Genomic DNA, 16,012 nt, shown 5'->3' with positions numbered 1-16,012 from the left:
CTCGCTCAGGCGCGTCTTGCACGGGACCGGGCGCAGAAACATCCTCCGGCGGGATGTCCTTGTGGCGGCCTAGGAGCCTCCGGATGTGACCCATCGAGGGGTGAAGCCCGCTCCATGGCGCGTGATTCTGCGACGGCCTGTGGAGCGACGTGAAACACTCACAGACTGCCCACAGGGAGCGCTAACCAGACACATCGCCCCAGCCGACGACCCTGAGGGCTTACCGGCGGACCTCGGCCCCCAGACGCCGGTTCAGTGCCGTCGCAATCGCATCCCGGCCCGCCACGGCCTCGTCCTGGGTCAGGGTCCGGTCCGGGCGCAGGAAGGTGAGCGACAGCGCCAACGACTTCTTGCCCGCACCCACCTGGTCCCCCCGGTACACGTCGAACACCCGCACGTCCCGCAGCAACGGTCCCCCCGAGCCCCGGGCGATCTCCACCACCTCGGCCGCCACCACTGCCTCGGGCACCACCACGGCGAGGTCCAGCAGCACCGGCGGGAAGCGGGGAGGCTCGGGAGCCGTCTCGGCGGCGTCCCGTGCCAGAGGCAGCAGGCGCCCGAGATCGAGCTCGGCCGCCAGGACCCGGGAGGGGAAGCCGTAGCGCTCCCCGATGCCCGCCTCCAGCTCACCGACCACGCCGAAGACACCCCCGGTGGCGGCCAGGGCAGCGGTGCGCCCAGGGGAGAACCGGTCCCGCTCCACCGGCGTGAAGGAGCAGTCGATGCGCAATGCCTGCATAAGGACCTCGACCACGCCCTTCAGGTCCCAGAAGTCCAGATCCTGCTCCGGGCTGTGCCACTCCTGGGCCACCGGACCGGTCATCACCATCCCCAGGCGCTGGGTCTCCGCCGGCAGCAGCATGCCCTCCCGGGGCTTGAAGGTGGTCCCGATCTCGAACAGCCGCACGCACAGCATCCGATGGGCGACGTTGCGGGCGGCGGCGGTCAGCAGGCCGGGCAGAAGCGACGGGCGCAGCAGCGACTCGTCCACCGCCAGGGCGTTGGTGAGCGCCAGCGTCTCCCGGGCCGGTGAGCCAGCCGGGTACCCGATGCGGTCCAGGTCGGCGGGGCCGATGAGCGAGTTGGTGTAGGCCTCGGTGACCCCCGCCCCGTTCAGGGCCGACCGCACCCGGCGCACCAGGCGGTAGGGCCGGTCCAGCCGCCCCACGCGGCCCCCCGACGGGATGTGGGTGGGGATGCTGTCCAGGCCTGCCAGGCGGGCGATCTCCTCGATTAGGTCCCACTCCGCCCGCAGGTCCGGCCGGCGGGTGGGGACCGACGCCCGGATGAGCCCGTCTTCCAGGACCGGCTTCAGGCCGAGGCGGCGCAGGGAGTCCACCGACTGCTCCGGGGCCAGGGCGGTGCCGAGGACGGCGTTGACCCGCTCCGGGCGCAGCGTCACCGGCCACGGCTCCACCGGCGCCGGGTAAAAGTCGATGACCCCGGGGGCGGTGTTGCCGCCGGCCCACTCCTGGATGAGCGCGCACGCCAGCTCGGCGGCGTAGGCCACTCCGTTGGGGTCCGCCCCGCGCTCGAAGCGGGCCGAGGCCTCGGAGCGCAGCCCGTGGCGCTTCGAGGTGCGCAGGACCGAGGCCGGGTCGAAATAAGCGGACTCCAGGAGGATCCGGGTGGTGAGCTCGGAGACCTCGGACTCCCGGCCCCCCATGATCCCGGCCAGGGCCACCGGCGCCGCTCCGTCGGCGATCACCAGGTCCTCCGGGCTCAGCTCCCGGTCGGTGCCGTCGATGGTGACGATGCGCTCCCCGGGTGCCGCCCGCCGGACGACGATCCGCCGGTCGATGAGCCGGTCCAGGTCGAAGGCGTGCATGGGGTGCCCGGTGACCAGCAGGGCGTAGTTGGTGGCGTCGACCACGTTGGAGATCGGGCGCACCCCGGCGGCGGACAGGCGCCGCTGCACCCACTGGGGCGACGGACCCGTGATCACGCCGGTCACGACCCGGGCGAGGTAGCGCGGGCAGCCGGCGGCGTCCTCCACGTCCACCCGGGCCATGTCCTCCACCGGTGGGGCACCTTCGGGCGGCCGCGCCATGCGCATCGACGGCAGGCGCAGCTCGCCCCCGGTGATCGCCGCCAGTTCCCGGGCGATGCCCAGCAGGCTCATGGCGTCGGGGCGGTTGGTGGTGACCTCGATCTCGAGGATGATCTCGTCCAGGCCCAGCACCTTGGTGACCTCGACGCCCACCTCGGTCTCCCGGGGCAGGATCAGGAGACCGTCGCTGTCGTCGCCCAGCCCGAGCTCCGGCCCCGAGCACAGCATCCCCTCGGAGATCTCACCCCGGATGGTGCTCGCCCGGATGGCCACGCCGCCGGGCAGCTTTGCCCCTACCAGGGCGAGCGGCACCTTGTCGGCCACCGCGAAGTTGTGCGCCCCGCACACCACGTGGTAGGTCGCCGCCCCGGCCGAGACCTCGACCAGGCTCAGCTTGTCGGCGTTGGGATGGGGCAGGATCGTCATCACCTCCGCCACCACCACGTCTTCGATCTCGGCGTCCGGGCGCAGGATGGCCTCCACCTTGAGCCCGGCCGACGTCAGGGCGTCCGCCAGCGAGATGGCGTCCCGGTCGATGTCGACGTAGTCGCCCAGCCACGACAGCGGCACGCGCACTAGAACGCCTCCAGGAAGCGCAGGTCGTCCTCGTAGAGCCAGCGGATGTCCCCGATTGACCAGCGGAGCATGGCGATGCGCTCGATGCCCATCCCGAAGGCGAACCCGGTGACGTCGGGGTCATAGCCCACCGCCTTGAAGACGTTGGGGTGGACCATGCCGGCCCCCATGATCTCGATCCAGCCCTCGTTGCCGCACACCCGGCACCCGCTGCCGTCGCAGTTGAAGCACGAGACATGGACCTCGGCCGAGGGCTCGGTGAACGGGAAGTAGTGCGGGATCATGCGCACCCGCTGCTTGGCCCCGAAGAGCGCCTTGGCGAAGACCTCGACGCTGCCCTTCAGGTCGGCGAAGGTGATGCCCTTGTCCACCGCCAGCCCGTCGATCTGGTGGAACCCGGCCAGGTGGGTGGGGTCGGCCACGTCCCGCCGGAAGGCCCGCCCCGGCATGGTGAAGTAGGCCGGGGGCGGTGTGGATTCCATCACGCGCACCCACACCGGCGAGGTGTGCGGCCGCAGCAGCGGCACGCCGAAATCGTTCGGCTCCAGGTAGAGGGTGTCCCACGCCGAGCGGGCGGGGTGGTCCTGGGGCATGTTCAGGGCCTCGAAGGCGTAGAAGTCGCTCTCCACCTCGGGCCCGTTGGCCACCTGGAACCCCAGCCCTACGAAGACGTCCACGATCTCGTCGATCACCTGGGTGATGGGATGCCGGCGGCCCAGGGGCGGGATGCGCCCGGGGAGCGTGACGTCGAGCCGCTCGGCCTCGCGGCGGCGGGCGGCGTCCTCGGCGTCCAGCACGCTGCGGCGCTCCGCGATGGCGCCGGTGAGCGCGGTGCGGACCTCGTTGGCCACCTGCCCCACGGTCCTGCGCTCATCGGGACCCAGGGAGCCGAGCGTCCCCACCACGGCGGCGAGCGGCCCCTTGCGGCCCAGGAAGCGGATCTCCGCATCCCGCAGGGCGGCGGCGTCGGAGGCCCCGACGACGGCCGCCAGCCCCTCGGCCTGGATCTCCTCCAGACGCGCAACAGCCTCGGCGGTGCTCATAAGGCCTCCAACCCTAGCAGCCCCACCCGCAACGCCCGGTTCCCGCTACGATCACGCCGTGCGGACGCGAACCGGGACGACATGCATGGCGGTGGTGGTGCTCCTCGCCTGCGCCCTCGGGCTGGGGGCCTGTGGCTCGGGCAGCCCGAAGGCCACGAACTCCTCCTCGCCACCGCCCCCGTCACCGGTGGTCAAGCCTACCGGGCCGACGGTGAACGCCACCGACACCCAGGGAACCTCCAACTACGCCTTCAGCCCCAAGACCATCGAGGTGAACCCGGGCCAGAGCGTGTCCTTCGTCAACAGCGGCCAGACCGCACACACCGCCACCGCCGACGCCGCCGGGAGCTGGGACAGCGCCAATCTGGCCCCGGGGCAGGTCTTCACCACTCCCGTCTTCACGAAGCCCGGAACGTACACGTACTCCTGCAAGTACCACAAGGCCCTGGGCATGACGGGGACGATCATCGTCCTCCCGGCCTGAGCGGACCCGCTACTCGCCTGCCGCCTCGGGCTCGGCCACCGGCAGCGTGAAGGCGAACACCGATCCGCCCGCTTCGGGGGCCTCCACCCAGATCCGGCCCCCATGGGCCTCCACCAGGCCCTTGGAGATGTAGAGCCCCAGCCCCGTCCCCGACGGCGCACCCGCCCGCCCCGCCCGCCGGAAGAACTTCCCGAAGACCGCCAGGCGGTGCTCCTTGGGGATGCCCTCACCCTGGTCGGCGACCGTCACCCGCACCCGGGTGCCATCAAGGGCGCCCCCCACGGCGACATGGCCGGCGTCGGTGTGCTTGAGGGCGTTCTCCACCAGGTTCGTCAGCACCTGCTCGATCTTGTCCGGGTCGGCGTAGACCTGCGGGAAGGGCGACGGGAACGAGCACGACAGGGAGTGGTGCTCGGCGGTGGGGGTGAGGCGCCCGACCACCTTCTCGGCCACCTCGGTCACGTCGATGGGGTAGCGCTGCAGCTGCAGGCGCCCGGCCTCGATGCGGCTGACATCCAGCAGCTCGCCGATCAGACGGGTCACCCGGTCGGCGTCGCTCTCGATGGTGACCAGGAGGTGCTTCTTCGTGTCGTCGTCGAAGCGGTCCCAGCGGTGCAGCAGCGTGGAGGTGAACCCCTTCACCGACGTCAGCGGCGAGCGCAGCTCGTGGGACACCGCTGAGATCACCTCGGACTTCGCCAGGTCGATGCGCTTGCGGCGGGTGACATCCCGGGCGCTCGCCACGATCTGGGTGACGTGGTTGTCCGGGCCGCGCTCGAAGCTGCAGCACACGCCGAGCCACAGCTCCCGGTGGGAGCGGGTCTCGACCAGGAGCTCCTGCTCCGGGGTCCCCCGGGAGATCGGCAGGACGCAGCGGGGCTCGCACGGGCCGAAGCAGGCCGGGTTGCCGTTGGCGTCCTTGGGCAGGAGGAGCTCGTCGATGAGCTGGCCCTCCGCCTCGGCCGCACTCCATCCCAGCAGGCGTTCGGCAGAGCCCAGCCAGGACACAACCCGGCGCTGGGCGTCCAGCACGATGATCGCGTCGCGCAGACCGGCGACGACGTCCTCCAGCGAGCTCACTGCTCTCTCCTCTGCCGCCCGGCCTCGAACAGGAACACTGCCGCCGAGACGCCGACATTCAGGGACTCCGCCGCCGCCCGCATCGGGATCGACGCCCGATCATCCACCGCCGCCAGCACCTCCGGCGGAAGGCCCCATGCCTCGTTGCCGAACACCAGAGCACAGGGGCCGACCATCGGCACGGCCTCGTAGGGGACCTGCCCCGCCGGATCGGCAGCGATCCGCCGGATTTTCCGGGCACCCAACTCGGCCAAAATCCAGGGTATCGCAACCTCCCGGGCGACGGGTACCCGGAACAGGGCTCCGGCCGAGGCCCGCACCACCTTGGCGTTGTAGAGATCGACGGTCGCGCCGGACAGGAACACACCGGCGGCGCCGGCCGCCCACGCCGCCCGCAGCACCGTGCCGAGGTTGCCCGGGTCGCGGACCTGGTCGAGCACCACGAACAGGTCCCCGCCATCCTCCAGCAGTGTGGGGGCGGGAACGTCGACGAATGGGGCGATCGCCACTGCACCGGGCGGCTGCTCGGTGGCGGAGAGCGCCGCCATCACGGCGGCGGACACCTTGTGGACGGGCACCCCGGCGGCCGCAGCCGCTTCCCCGAGGCCCGCTCCCGCCTCCGCGCCCTCTCCCTCCCCCTCGCCAGCAGCCAGGACGAACAGCGCCGCGAGGGGGGTCCCGGCGGCGAGCGCCTCCCCGATCCCGTGGGCTCCCTCGACGAGGAACTCCGCCGTCCGGGCGCGCCCCGACCGCTTGTGGAGCCTGCGCGCCCGCAGGACGAGGGGATTGTGGACGCTGGAGATCACGGCCCCGGGCAGGGGGAGCAGCCGCTCAGCCAGCGAGGTGCGAAACGCCTACTCCGCGCGCACCGCGGCGGCCGCGGGCTCGCCAGGAGCAGGAGCGGGGGCGCCGGTGGCGTGCGACCGGGCGACCTCCACCAAGTCGGCGAAGGCCTCGGGCTCGTTCATCGCCAGGTCGGCCAGCACCTTGCGGTCCAGCTCGACGCCGGCCCGGCCCAGGCCCTCCATGAAGCGGCTGTAGGACATGCCGTGCGCCCGGGCGCCGGCGTTGATCCGGGCGATCCAGAGGCGGCGGAACTGACCCTTGCGGTCCTTGCGGTCCCGGTATGCGTAGGTGAGCGAGTGGAGCATCTGCTCCTTGGCCGCCCGGAAGTGGCGGCTGCGCACGCCGCGGTAGCCGGAGGCAGCCTCCAGCACCTTGCGCCGGTGCTTGCGCTTGTGGACCCCACGCTTGACTCGTGCCATGACGACTCGCTCCTCGTCCTTCTCTTCAGGCGCTCTGCCTTCGGCGCCGCTGTCTTCAGGCGCTCTGCCTTCGGCGCCGCTGTCTTCAGGCGCTCTGCCTTCGGCGCCGCTGTCTCTCTAGTCGCCGAGAAGCTTACGCGCCCGGCCCCGGTCGGCCTTGGCCACCTCGGCATTGCGCTGCAGGCGCCGCTTCAGGTGGCCCGGCTTGTGCTCCAAGAGGTGCCGCACGCCGGACTGCGCCCGGACGAGCTTGCCGGTGCCCGTGCGCCGGAGGCGCTTGGCCGCTCCCCGGTGGGTCTTCATCTTTGGCATCGCTATCCCGTCTCTTCCTCGCCCACTGCCTGTCCGGCACCTTCGCTCGCTTCGTCGGTGGCGCCGTCCGTCGCCCCGGCCCCGGGTTCGTGGCCCAAGGGGGCCGGCGGGGCCGCCAGCTGGTGGCCGTCCGCCGCCTCATGCGGGTGGGCCTTGCCGTCCTTGCCCACCTTCGGGCGCTTCACCGGCGCCAGGACCATCGTCATGTTCCGGCCGTCCTGCTTGGGGGCCGCTTCCACCGTGGCCATCTCCGAGAGTTCCTTGGCGAGGCGATCCAGCAACTTGGTCCCCAACTCGGTGTGGGCCATCTCCCGTCCCCGGAACATGATCGTGACCTTGACCTTGTCTCCCTCTTCCAGGAACCGCTCGACGTGGCCCTTCTTGATGCCGAAGTCGTGGTCGGAGATCTTGGGCCGGAACTTCATCTCCTTGACGATGACCTGCGACTGCTTCTTGCGCGACTCCTTGGCCCGGACATCCTGCTCGTACTTCCATTTGCCGAAATCCATGATCCGGCACACCGGAGGATCGGCCTGCGGCGCCACCTCGACCAGGTCAAGGTCCAACTCACGTGCCCGCGCCAAAGCGGTAACGGTGGTCATGATCCCGACCTGTTGACCGTCGTGTCCAACCACACGCACTTGGGGCGACCGGATGCGGTCGTTGATCCGGTACTCAGCTACGATCGACGACCACTCCCCCCAAGCAGCGTCGCCGCCGGCGGAGCGCCAAGAGAAATATCTTCAGTTCGGGACATCGGTTCCGCCATAGACCTCCCCAGTTGCGCGCGCTTGACCCAGGCATGAAGGTAGCACCTGTCCAGCCCGCACACAATCTACTCGACGATCTTGCTGATGGGCAGCTCGAGGATGTCGGTGGCACCAAGTGCCTTGAGCTGCGGGATCAGCACGTTGACCGCCTTCTTTTCTACCACGGTCTCAACGGCGTAGAAGCTCTGATCGGCCAGCTTGGCCACCGTGGGGGCCCGCATCGAGGGCAGGTGCCCCAGGACGGCGTCCAGGTGATCCTCAGGGACGTTGAGCTTCATGAGCACCTTGCCCCGGGCGTTGATCGCCCCCAGCACCAGGATCTTGAGCTCCTCGATCGCCTGGCGCTTGGCGGGGTCGGCGTACGCCGCCGGGTTGGCGATGAGCAGGGTGGGCGACACCAGGATCGTGTCGATGATGCGGAGGCCGTGGCGGCGCAGCGTGCTCCCGGTGTCGGTGACCTCTACCACCGCGTCGACGATGGTGGGCACCTTGGCCTCGGTGGCGCCGTAGGACAGGAAGATCTTCACTGGGATGCCCAGGCGCTCGAAATACTTCCGGGTGATCTCCATGTACTCGGTCGAGATCCGGGAGTCCGGCTTGATCTGGTGCGGCTCCTCAATCCCGGAGGCGCCCGAGACCGCCACGACGATGCGCACCCGGCCCCCCACATAGGCCTTGGAGTAGGGCAGTTCGGCGACGGTATCCACCTTGGCCCCGGTCTCCAGCACCCAGTCCAGCCCCGTGAGGCCAAGGTCGAAGAAGCCATCTTCGACATAGCGCGGGATCTCCTGGGGGCGCAGGAGCGAGAAGGAGTCGATGCGGGGGTCGTCCACCGATCCGTGATAGTCGCGGTCGCTGCCCCGCACGAGGCGGATGTCGGCGGCCTCGAACAGGGCCAGGGTCTGGGCCTCGAGACTTCCCTTGGGGATGACCAGCTTGAGCATGACCGGCGATGCTACCCGATATCGGGCGCCGCATCCGGCCGGGGGCCGGGGCTGTACTCCTCCTGGGGGCTCGCTTCGGGGTCGGGGCCCCACAGTGGACCCCACGACGTGTCGTCGGTGGCGAGGTGCCGGGGCGGCCCCGGGGGCGGCAGATTGCCGGCCGGCGCCACGCTCGGCTCCGTCTGCTCGATGGGCTGCTCGGGCTCTGCGGGCCGGATATCGCCCGCCGGCTCCGCAGACGGGGCATCGAAGCCCACGTCGGCGGCCACCTCGTCGAGGTCCTCGGCCGGCATCGCCTCGGCCTCGAGTTCCCCGTCCTCCTCCAGATCTTCTTCCTCGAGATCGGCCTGCTCGGGGACGGCCTCGACGTCCTCGGTCCACAGGGTCCGCCGCGAGCGGGCCGGCGGCGCGGTGTACACCGGCCCGCCCAGCAGATGGCGCAGCCGGTCGCCCTCCAGCACCCGGGCCAGCCGGGCAGCCATGCGCAGGCGGCGCTCCTCGGGGACGTCGGGGCAGAGGTCGGGGAACTCGGCCAGGGCGTCGTCCAGCGCCCGCTCCAGGTCCTGCCGGGTGGCCCCGAAGAGGGCGCTGGCGCCTTCCCCGGCCGCCCGGCGGGCCTCCTCGACCCGGGCACGCTCCGCCCCGTGCAGGCCCTTGTCGGGGCAGTTGCACCAGTTCAGCAGCCAGCCGAGCATGACGTCCCGCAGCGCGTCGCTCACGCCCATCCTCCTACTTGCTGCTCCGGCTGTGCCCAGGCTGTTTTCAGTTCTCACCCGTTAGGTATCGGCAGGAGTGAGCTTGCGGTGCAGTGTCGCCATCTCCACGGCGTCGAGTGCCGCCTCGTAGCCCTTGTTCCCGCCCTGGCCCCCCGCCCGCTCGGTGGCCTGGGCCATGGTCTCGGTGGTCAGCACGCCAAAGGTCACCGGCACCCCGGTGTCCAGCTGCGCCCGCAGGATCCCCTCCTGGGCAGCGGCGGCGACGAAGGTGAAGTGCTCCGTGTCACCCCGCACCACCGCCCCGAGGCACACGATGCCGTCCACCCGGCCGGAGGAGGCCAGCGCCCGGGCGACCCCCGGGAGCTCGAAGGCCCCGGGCACCGAGACCACGGTCACGTCGTCGTCGGCCACCCCGGCCTCGGCCAGGGCCGCCAGCGCCCCGGACTTCAGCGCTTCGGTCACTGCTTCGTTGAACCGGCTCACCACCACCCCCACCCGCAGCCCCGCCCCGTCGTGGGTCCCGCGCAGCACCCTCACTCCAGGCCCTCCAGCAGGTGCCCGAGGCGGTCCCGCTTGGTGCGCAGGTAGGCGATGTTCTCCGCGGTCGGCTGGGTCTGCAGGGCGACCCGCTCGCTGATCGACAGGCCGTAGCCCTCCAGGCCGGTGTACTTGGCGGGGTTGTTGGTCATCAGCCGCATCGAGGTGACGCCGAGGTCCGCCAGCACCTGCGCCCCGATGCCGTAGTCCCGCAGGTCGGCCTTGAAGCCCAGCTCCCGGTTGGCCTCGACGGTGTCGCGGCCCTGCTCCTGCAGGCGGTAGGCGCGGATCTTGTGCTGCAGGCCGATCCCCCGGCCCTCGTGGCCCATGATGTAGAGCAGCACGCCCTGGCCGGCCTCCTCGATGCGCTGCATCGCCTGCTCGAACTGCTGGCCGCAGTCGCACCGGGCCGAGCGGAACACGTCGCCGGTCAGGCACTGCGAGTGCACCCTGACCAGCACGTCAGGCTTGCCGGCCACCTCGCCCTTCACGAAGGCGACGTACTCCTGGCCGTCGGCCAGGCTGCGGTAGACGTGGCAGGTGAACTCGCCGAACTCGGTGGGCAACAAGGCCTCGGCCACCTGCTCCACCAGCTTCTCGCGCTGGTGGCGGTAGGCGATGAGGTCCTTGATGGTGACCAGCTTCATGCCGTGGCGCAGGGCGAGCTCCTGGAGGTAGGGCAGCCGCGCCATGGTGCCGTCCGGGTGCACGATCTCGGCCATGACCCCGGCAGGCTGCAGGCCGGCGAGGCGGGCCAGGTCCACCGACGCCTCGGTGTGTCCCGCCCGGCGCAGCACGCCGCCGTCCACCGCCCGCAGCGGGAACACGTGGCCGGGGCGCACCAGGTCGGAGGCTTTCGTGCCCGGGTCGGCGAGCGCCCGGATGGTGGCGGCCCGGTCGAAGGCGCTGGAGCCGCTCCCGCCGGCCTTGCTGTCCACCGAGACCCCGAATGCGGTCTGGTTGGGGGCGTTGTTGTCCGCCACCATCATCTGGATGGACAGCTCCTCGAAGCGGGCCTTCGTGAGGCCGACGCACAGCTGGATGCCGGCCTCCCGGGCGATGAAGTTCACCGCCTCGGGGGTGACCTTCTCGGCGGCGATGATGAAGTCGCCCTCGTTCTCCCGCTCCTCGTCGTCGACGACGATCACCATCCGGCCGGCGGCCAGTTCGGCGAGGCCCTCCTCGACCGTGGCGAAGCTCATGGGTTGTCTCCTTCTCCGGTATGCCTGGTGGCTTGCAACAGGGACTCCACATACTTTGCCAGGATGTCCACCTCGAGGTTGACCCGGTCGCCCGGCTTGGTCGCCCCGAAGGTGGTGGCCGCCAGCGTATGCGGGATCAGCGCGACGCAGAACTCCGCCCCCGAGCGCCGGGCGACCGTGAGGCTCACCCCGTCGAGGGCGACCGATCCCTTCTCCACCAGGTACCGGCGCAGCTCCTCGGGGGCCTCCACCCACACCTCCACAGACCCGGGCTGGGGCTCGACCCGGCGCACCACCGCCACCCCGTCCACGTGCCCCTGCACCACGTGGCCCCCCAACCGGCCGCCGGCGTGCACCGGGCGCTCCAGGTTGACCGGGGAGCCGGCGGTGAGCACCCCCAGCGTCGTGCGGGCGAGGGTCTCCTCGGACAGGGCGGCGGCGAAGCCCTGGTCCGTGGCCGCGGCGACGGTCAGGCACACGCCGTTGACCGCCACCGAGTCGCCCAGGTACAGCTCGTCCAGCGTGCAGCCGATGTCCAGGCGGTCCGTGCGCGCGGCGAGGACTCGGCCGACCTCCTCGACAATTCCAGTGAACATCGGTGCTCGTGTCCTTGCGCGCAGGGGCGGATCAGCGCAGCTCGACCCGCAGGTCGGGGCCGACTCTACGCACCTGGCGCACCTTTAGGCGAGGCGCGGCGCCGATCGTCCCGGCGGTCCAGCCCTCGAGGACCCCTCGCCCGGCGGCGACGGGCCCGCCGGCCCCGTGCCCGGCCGAACCCTGGTCCGGGCATCCTGCGCCGAGGAGGACCGGCGCCAGGTAGAACAGGTAGCGGTCCACCAGGCCCCCGGCCACGAACGACCCGGCCAGGGTGGCGCCGCCCTCGAGGAGGAGGCTGACGATCTCCCGGCGTCCGAGGTAGGCCAGCAGCGCCGGGAGCGGCACCCGGTCCCCGTGGGCCTGGTCGGCCAGGCAGACCACCTCCGCCCCCACCGCCTGCAGGGCGGCGACCGCCGGGGCAGGCGCCGCCTGGGTGACGGCAATGAGCGTCGGCGCCGAGGCGTCAAGCACCTGAGCGCTAAGCGGGGTGCGCCCCCGGGAGTCGACCACCACCCGCAACGGGGGCCGCGCGGTGCGCGCCGGGCGCGCGTCCCGGACGGTGAGCGAGGGGTCGTCGGCCAGCACGGTGCCGACCCCGACGCAGATCGCATCGCTGCGCGCCCGTACCCGCTGGACGTCCCGGCGGGCCTCGGGCCCCGTGATCCACTGGGACGTCCCATCGGCGGCGGAGGTGCGCCCGTCGACCGATAGCGCGGCCTTGTAGGTGACAAACGGCCGGCCCTCGCGGCGGTGCAGGCCGTAGGCCTCGTTGAGCGCTGCCGCCTCGGTCCCGCCGCAGCCGACCTCCACCGCAACCCCGGCGTCCCGCAGGGCACGGATGCCGGTGCCGGCCACCCGGGGGTCGGGGTCTTCCATGGCGGCCACCACCCGGCGGATGCCCGCCCCGAGGACGGCATCGACGCACGGCGGCGTCCGCCCATGGTGCGAGCAGGGCTCCAGGGTCACGTAGAGGGTCGCCCCCGCCGCCGCCGCCCCCGCCTCCCGGAGGGCGAGGACCTCGGCGTGATCGGTGCCCGCCCGGCGGTGCCAGCCCGACCCGACGATCTCGTCGCCCACCACCACGACCGCCCCGACCGCCGGGTTCGGGCTCGTCTGCCCCGCCCCCCGCTTGGCGAGGAGCAGCGCACGATGCATGTAGCGGTCGGAGGGGGTGCCCACGGGGCAATGTTCGCGCACCGGGCTCCACGCGCATCCGGCGGCGGGCCGTGACCAGCCACCGGGTCACTACTCCAGGCGGCCCAGCGTGCGCAGGCCCCGGCGGAAGGCTGCCCCCGGCATCCGGCGGCCGCCTTCGGGCTGGACCTCGTCCAGCACCAGCGCACCGGAGCCGGCCACCGCCATCAGGGCGCCCTCCGGGCCCTCAAACAGCTGCCCGGGACCCATCATCGCCCCGCCAATCGCCCCTCCAACGCGGCCGTCGGCAATTGCGGTGGCCCGCCAGATCTTCAACCGGCGCCCGTCCCGGGTCGTCCACGCCCCCGGCCGGGGGCTGAAGGCCCGCACCTGGCGGGCGATGCGGTCGGCGCCGGCGCTCCAGTCCAGCCTCGCCTCCTCCGGGCTCAGCTTGGCGGCGTAGGTGGCGCGGGTGGCGTCCTGGGGTTGGGCCTCGACGGACCCCGCCGCCAGCCGGTCGAGCACCTCCACCAGGAGGGCCGCCCCGGTCACCGCCAGGCGGGTTTCGACCCTCCCGGTGTCGTCGTCCGCACCGATGGGTTCCACCGCCGCGGCGAGAACCGGGCCCGAGTCCAGTGCGGGTTCCACCTGCATGATGGTGACCCCGGTCTCGCTCGCCCCGTCGAGGATGGCGCGGGCCACCGGGGCCGCCCCCCGGTAGGCGGGCAGGAGCGAGAAGTGCACGTTCACGCATCCCCGCCGGGGGATGCCGAGCACCACCGCCGGCAGGATGAGGCCGTAGGCGCACACCACAAACAGGTCCGCCCCGTAGGCGGCCAGGGCTTCCTGCACCTCCGGCGGCCGCAGCGAGGCAGGCTGCAGCACCTCGAGCCCGGCGGCCAGTGCCGCCTCCTTCACGGGCGGCGCCTGCACGGCCATGCCCCGGCCCTTGGGGCGGTCGGGGGCGGTGACGGCGGCGGCCACCCCGTGCGCCGAGGCGAGCAGGGCCTGCAGGGAGGGCACGGCGACCTCCGGCGTGCCCAGGAATAGCGTGGTCAGGCCCATCGAGGCGGGCCTCAGAGGACGGCGACCGGCTCCAGCGGCACGCCCCGCAGGGCCTGCTCCCGCAGCTTCCGCCGGGCTTCCCGGCGCAGATCGGGATCCAGGTGGTCGATGAACAGGACACCGTCGAGGTGGTCGATCTCGTGCTGGAGGATGCGGGCCGTCCAGTCCTGCAGGGCGATGGAGACCAGGTCACCCCGGTCGTTGAGCCCCTCCACCACGATCTTGAGCGCCCGGGACACCGGGTAGCTCAGGCCGGGCAGGGACAGGCAGGCTTCGTCAGCCACATCCTTGCCGTGCTGCTCGACCACGCGGGGGTTGGCGAGGGCGCCCTTGCTCCCCTCGTAGGTCCACACGATGACCCGCCGGGGCACGCCGAGTTGCGGCGCGGCCAAGCCGACACCGGGGGCCGCGATGACGGTGTCGGACAGATCGTGCATGAGCTTGCGGACCGCAGCGTCCACCTCGCGCACCTCCCCGGCGCGCTGGCGCAGCACCGGGTCACCAAAGGTTCTGATCGGAAGGATCGCCATTTACTTGTGCCCGTTCACCAGTCCCGTGGTTCCATCTCGACCACCAGCCGCTCCGCCCCCCGGCCCTTGCTCGACGCCGCCACGACCCCCCGCAGCTCGTCGAGCACCGCCTCGGGGTCCTCGATCTTCAACAGTACCTCCGGGCCCTGCCGGCCCCCCATCGGGCCGAACACCTCGGTGCCCGGCAGTGCGCCCAGCTGGCTCACCGTGGCGTCGCCGAGGGCTGCCCCGCGCACGCGCGCCAAGGTGACGAACGGCGGTGATGCGGTCGCCCGGCGGGCTGCTCGTTCCTGCCGGAGGAAGAGATCATAGTCGCCGTCGATCACCGCCCGGACGGCATGATGGTGCGGCTGCTCGGTCTCCAGAACCATCCGCCCGGGCAGGTCCGACTGCGCCGCGACGGCACCGAGCCTCCAGAGCACGCCGAAGGCCTCCTCGACGGTGCTCCCCGACGGCCAGCGCAGCCGGGCGTCGACACCGAGCACCACCACGGCCCCCACCGGCTGCTGCACCTCGCGCAGGCCCCCGGGCGTCGCGACGACGATGTCGGCGTCGAGCGCCTCCGGCGGGGAACCGTCGGCCTGCGCGATCCCGATCCGGGCGTTGGGCGCCACGCGCGCGACGTACTTCGCCACTTCGGCGGGCCCCGGGCCGGCCGCAGTCCCCTGCACCCGGGGGACATGGATCAGCACCCGCGTGCCCGCCGCCCGGGCGGCAAGGATGGCGGCAACCGCCGGTTCCGACATCACCCGCCCGAGGGGAGGGGCGCACACCACCGCGGGCCACCGATCGACCGCCGGTTGCACGCGTTCCCACCGGCCGCGCGAGGCCCGGTGCCAGGAGCGCACGGAAGGGGTGACCGACGCCAACCACAGCTCCGCCCCACTGGCGCCCGCCCGGAGCTCTGCCACGTCACGGGCGTCGAAGTACGGGGCGCTCTCGGCCTTGAGCGTCCAGTCGTCCTCCGCATGGACGATGATCAGGCCGAGGTCGAACGCCGGGGCGAACACCGACCCCCGGCCGCCCAGGATCACCGGGCACCGCCCCCGCGCGGCAGCCCACAGGGCCCGCGAGCGCGCCGCGTCGCTCTGGTCGCTGTGCACCACTGCGGCCTGATCCCCGAGCGCCTCGGTGAGCCCCTCGACCACCCGGGCGCCCGTGCGGACCACCGGCAGCACCACGAGGACCCCCCTGCCGCTCTCCACCACGCTGCGGATCGCGGGCTCGTACACCGCCACGGGATCCTCGGTCGGGCCCAGCCGGCGCAGGACCTTCCGCTGGGATGCCAGCGGGCGCCGGGTGACCGCCAGGGGTCCTCCCAACGGGCCGTCCGGCGCCGCCCTGGTCATCCGCCGCCCCATCTGCGGCGGGGTCAGCAGGCGCAGGAACGTCGACAGCGGGTGGACCGAGCGCCGGGCCAGCGCCCGGGCGGCGGACAGGAGGGCGGCATCGAAAACCAGGCCTGAGCCCGAGACCCCGGCGACATCCTGCAGATCGCCGGGAGCTGGCGTGGCCGCGGGATCGGCCGGGCCGACCACCCACCCCCGCACCCGGCGGCCGTGCAGCGGCACCCGGACCACCGCCCCCAGCACCGCGGCCCCCACCAGGGCGGGAGGGACCCGGTAGGTCAGCGGGCGGTCGAGGCTCCAGGTCGGGACGTCGACCACCACCGCGACGAGCTCACCGCCCGCCTCCCATGCGGCAATC

At 72.3% G+C, this 16,012-nt stretch carries 17 protein-coding genes; 1 reads left to right on the top strand and 16 read right to left on the bottom strand.

Features of this window, described 5'->3' with window-relative positions:
* Positions 1 to 220: 220 nt before the first annotated feature.
* Positions 221 to 2,626: a phenylalanine--tRNA ligase subunit beta gene (gene pheT / locus VFW71_16600; GenBank protein HEU5004380.1), complete on the bottom strand. Its 2,406-nt coding sequence runs from the start codon at positions 2,624 to 2,626 to the stop codon at positions 221 to 223.
* On the bottom strand, positions 2,626 to 3,669 hold the full coding sequence (gene pheS / locus VFW71_16595) for a phenylalanine--tRNA ligase subunit alpha (GenBank protein HEU5004379.1): 1,044 nt from the start codon (positions 3,667 to 3,669) through the stop codon (positions 2,626 to 2,628). The genes pheT and pheS overlap by 1 nt, the downstream gene beginning before the upstream one ends.
* A gap of 58 nt (positions 3,670 to 3,727) precedes the next feature.
* On the opposite strand from pheS, the gene VFW71_16590 reads away from it, so the two are divergent.
* Positions 3,728 to 4,153, top strand: coding sequence for a plastocyanin/azurin family copper-binding protein (locus tag VFW71_16590; protein HEU5004378.1), 426 nt, complete (start codon positions 3,728 to 3,730; stop codon positions 4,151 to 4,153).
* Positions 4,154 to 4,162: 9 nt separating this feature from the next.
* On the opposite strand, the gene VFW71_16585 is transcribed toward VFW71_16590, so the two are convergent.
* The 14 genes from VFW71_16585 to VFW71_16520 form a co-directional block, all read right to left on the bottom strand.
* Positions 4,163 to 5,233: an ATP-binding protein gene (locus VFW71_16585; protein HEU5004377.1), complete on the bottom strand. Its 1,071-nt coding sequence runs from the start codon at positions 5,231 to 5,233 to the stop codon at positions 4,163 to 4,165.
* Positions 5,230 to 6,039, bottom strand: a complete 810-nt coding sequence (locus VFW71_16580) for an RNA methyltransferase (GenBank protein HEU5004376.1) — start codon at positions 6,037 to 6,039, stop codon at positions 5,230 to 5,232. Before VFW71_16580 ends, VFW71_16585 begins: the two co-directional genes overlap by 4 nt.
* A gap of 48 nt (positions 6,040 to 6,087) precedes the next feature.
* Positions 6,088 to 6,498: a 50S ribosomal protein L20 gene (rplT, locus tag VFW71_16575; protein HEU5004375.1), complete on the bottom strand. Its 411-nt coding sequence runs from the start codon at positions 6,496 to 6,498 to the stop codon at positions 6,088 to 6,090.
* Positions 6,499 to 6,615: 117 nt separating this feature from the next.
* Complete coding sequence (gene rpmI / locus VFW71_16570; protein ID HEU5004374.1) at positions 6,616 to 6,810, bottom strand: 50S ribosomal protein L35; 195 nt, start codon at positions 6,808 to 6,810, stop codon at positions 6,616 to 6,618.
* 2 nt (positions 6,811 to 6,812) lie between these two features.
* Complete coding sequence (gene infC / locus VFW71_16565) at positions 6,813 to 7,496, bottom strand: translation initiation factor IF-3 (protein HEU5004373.1); 684 nt, start codon at positions 7,494 to 7,496, stop codon at positions 6,813 to 6,815.
* 149 nt (positions 7,497 to 7,645) lie between these two features.
* The gene (gene hisG / locus VFW71_16560) at positions 7,646 to 8,524 is read right to left on the bottom strand and encodes an ATP phosphoribosyltransferase (protein HEU5004372.1); all 879 of its coding nucleotides are present in this window, start codon (positions 8,522 to 8,524) and stop codon (positions 7,646 to 7,648) included.
* Positions 8,525 to 8,535: 11 nt separating this feature from the next.
* Positions 8,536 to 9,243, bottom strand: coding sequence for a hypothetical protein (locus tag VFW71_16555; protein HEU5004371.1), 708 nt, complete (start codon positions 9,241 to 9,243; stop codon positions 8,536 to 8,538).
* Positions 9,244 to 9,300: 57 nt separating this feature from the next.
* Positions 9,301 to 9,777: a 6,7-dimethyl-8-ribityllumazine synthase gene (gene ribH / locus VFW71_16550; protein ID HEU5004370.1), complete on the bottom strand. Its 477-nt coding sequence runs from the start codon at positions 9,775 to 9,777 to the stop codon at positions 9,301 to 9,303.
* Entirely contained in the window at positions 9,774 to 10,979 is a 1,206-nt protein-coding gene (locus VFW71_16545; GenBank protein ID HEU5004369.1) for a bifunctional 3,4-dihydroxy-2-butanone-4-phosphate synthase/GTP cyclohydrolase II, read from the bottom strand. The genes ribH and VFW71_16545 overlap by 4 nt, the downstream gene beginning before the upstream one ends.
* A complete protein-coding gene (locus VFW71_16540; GenBank protein ID HEU5004368.1) occupies positions 10,976 to 11,575 on the bottom strand; it encodes a riboflavin synthase in 600 nt (199 codons plus the stop codon). The genes VFW71_16545 and VFW71_16540 overlap by 4 nt, the downstream gene beginning before the upstream one ends.
* Positions 11,576 to 11,606: 31 nt before the next feature.
* Positions 11,607 to 12,755, bottom strand: coding sequence for a bifunctional diaminohydroxyphosphoribosylaminopyrimidine deaminase/5-amino-6-(5-phosphoribosylamino)uracil reductase RibD (gene ribD, locus VFW71_16535; GenBank protein ID HEU5004367.1), 1,149 nt, complete (start codon positions 12,753 to 12,755; stop codon positions 11,607 to 11,609).
* A gap of 66 nt (positions 12,756 to 12,821) precedes the next feature.
* Entirely contained in the window at positions 12,822 to 13,775 is a 954-nt protein-coding gene (gene fmt, locus VFW71_16530; GenBank protein HEU5004366.1) for a methionyl-tRNA formyltransferase, read from the bottom strand.
* Between the two features lie 11 nt (positions 13,776 to 13,786).
* Positions 13,787 to 14,305 (bottom strand): peptide deformylase, encoded by a 519-nt coding sequence (gene def / locus VFW71_16525; protein HEU5004365.1) that lies wholly within the window; start codon positions 14,303 to 14,305, stop codon positions 13,787 to 13,789.
* A 14-nt stretch (positions 14,306 to 14,319) separates the two neighbouring features.
* Positions 14,320 to 15,975, bottom strand: a complete 1,656-nt coding sequence (locus VFW71_16520; protein ID HEU5004364.1) for a hypothetical protein — start codon at positions 15,973 to 15,975, stop codon at positions 14,320 to 14,322.
* Positions 15,976 to 16,012 lie beyond the last annotated feature (37 nt).

This window comes from Actinomycetota bacterium (assembly GCA_035765775.1).
Classification (GTDB): domain Bacteria; phylum Actinomycetota; class CADDZG01; order JAHWKV01; family JAOPZY01; genus DASTWV01.
The sequence above is the reverse complement of the archived record's forward strand: the minus strand, read 5'-3'. Positions and strand labels throughout refer to the sequence as shown.

Excerpts from the sequence above, each read along its gene's own strand:
- pheS (HEU5004379.1), bottom strand. The coding sequence starts at position 3,669 with ATGAGCACCGCCGAGGCTGTTGCGCGTCTGGAGGAGATCCAGGCCGAG.
- rplT (HEU5004375.1), bottom strand. The coding sequence starts at position 6,498 with ATGGCACGAGTCAAGCGTGGGGTCCACAAGCGCAAGCACCGGCGCAAG.
- rpmI (HEU5004374.1), bottom strand. The coding sequence starts at position 6,810 with ATGCCAAAGATGAAGACCCACCGGGGAGCGGCCAAGCGCCTCCGGCGC.
- hisG (HEU5004372.1), bottom strand. The coding sequence starts at position 8,524 with ATGCTCAAGCTGGTCATCCCCAAGGGAAGTCTCGAGGCCCAGACCCTG.
- VFW71_16545 (HEU5004369.1), bottom strand. The coding sequence starts at position 10,979 with ATGAGCTTCGCCACGGTCGAGGAGGGCCTCGCCGAACTGGCCGCCGGC.
- VFW71_16540 (HEU5004368.1), bottom strand. The coding sequence starts at position 11,575 with ATGTTCACTGGAATTGTCGAGGAGGTCGGCCGAGTCCTCGCCGCGCGC.
- fmt (HEU5004366.1), bottom strand. The coding sequence starts at position 13,775 with ATGGGCCTGACCACGCTATTCCTGGGCACGCCGGAGGTCGCCGTGCCC.
- def (HEU5004365.1), bottom strand. The coding sequence starts at position 14,305 with ATGGCGATCCTTCCGATCAGAACCTTTGGTGACCCGGTGCTGCGCCAG.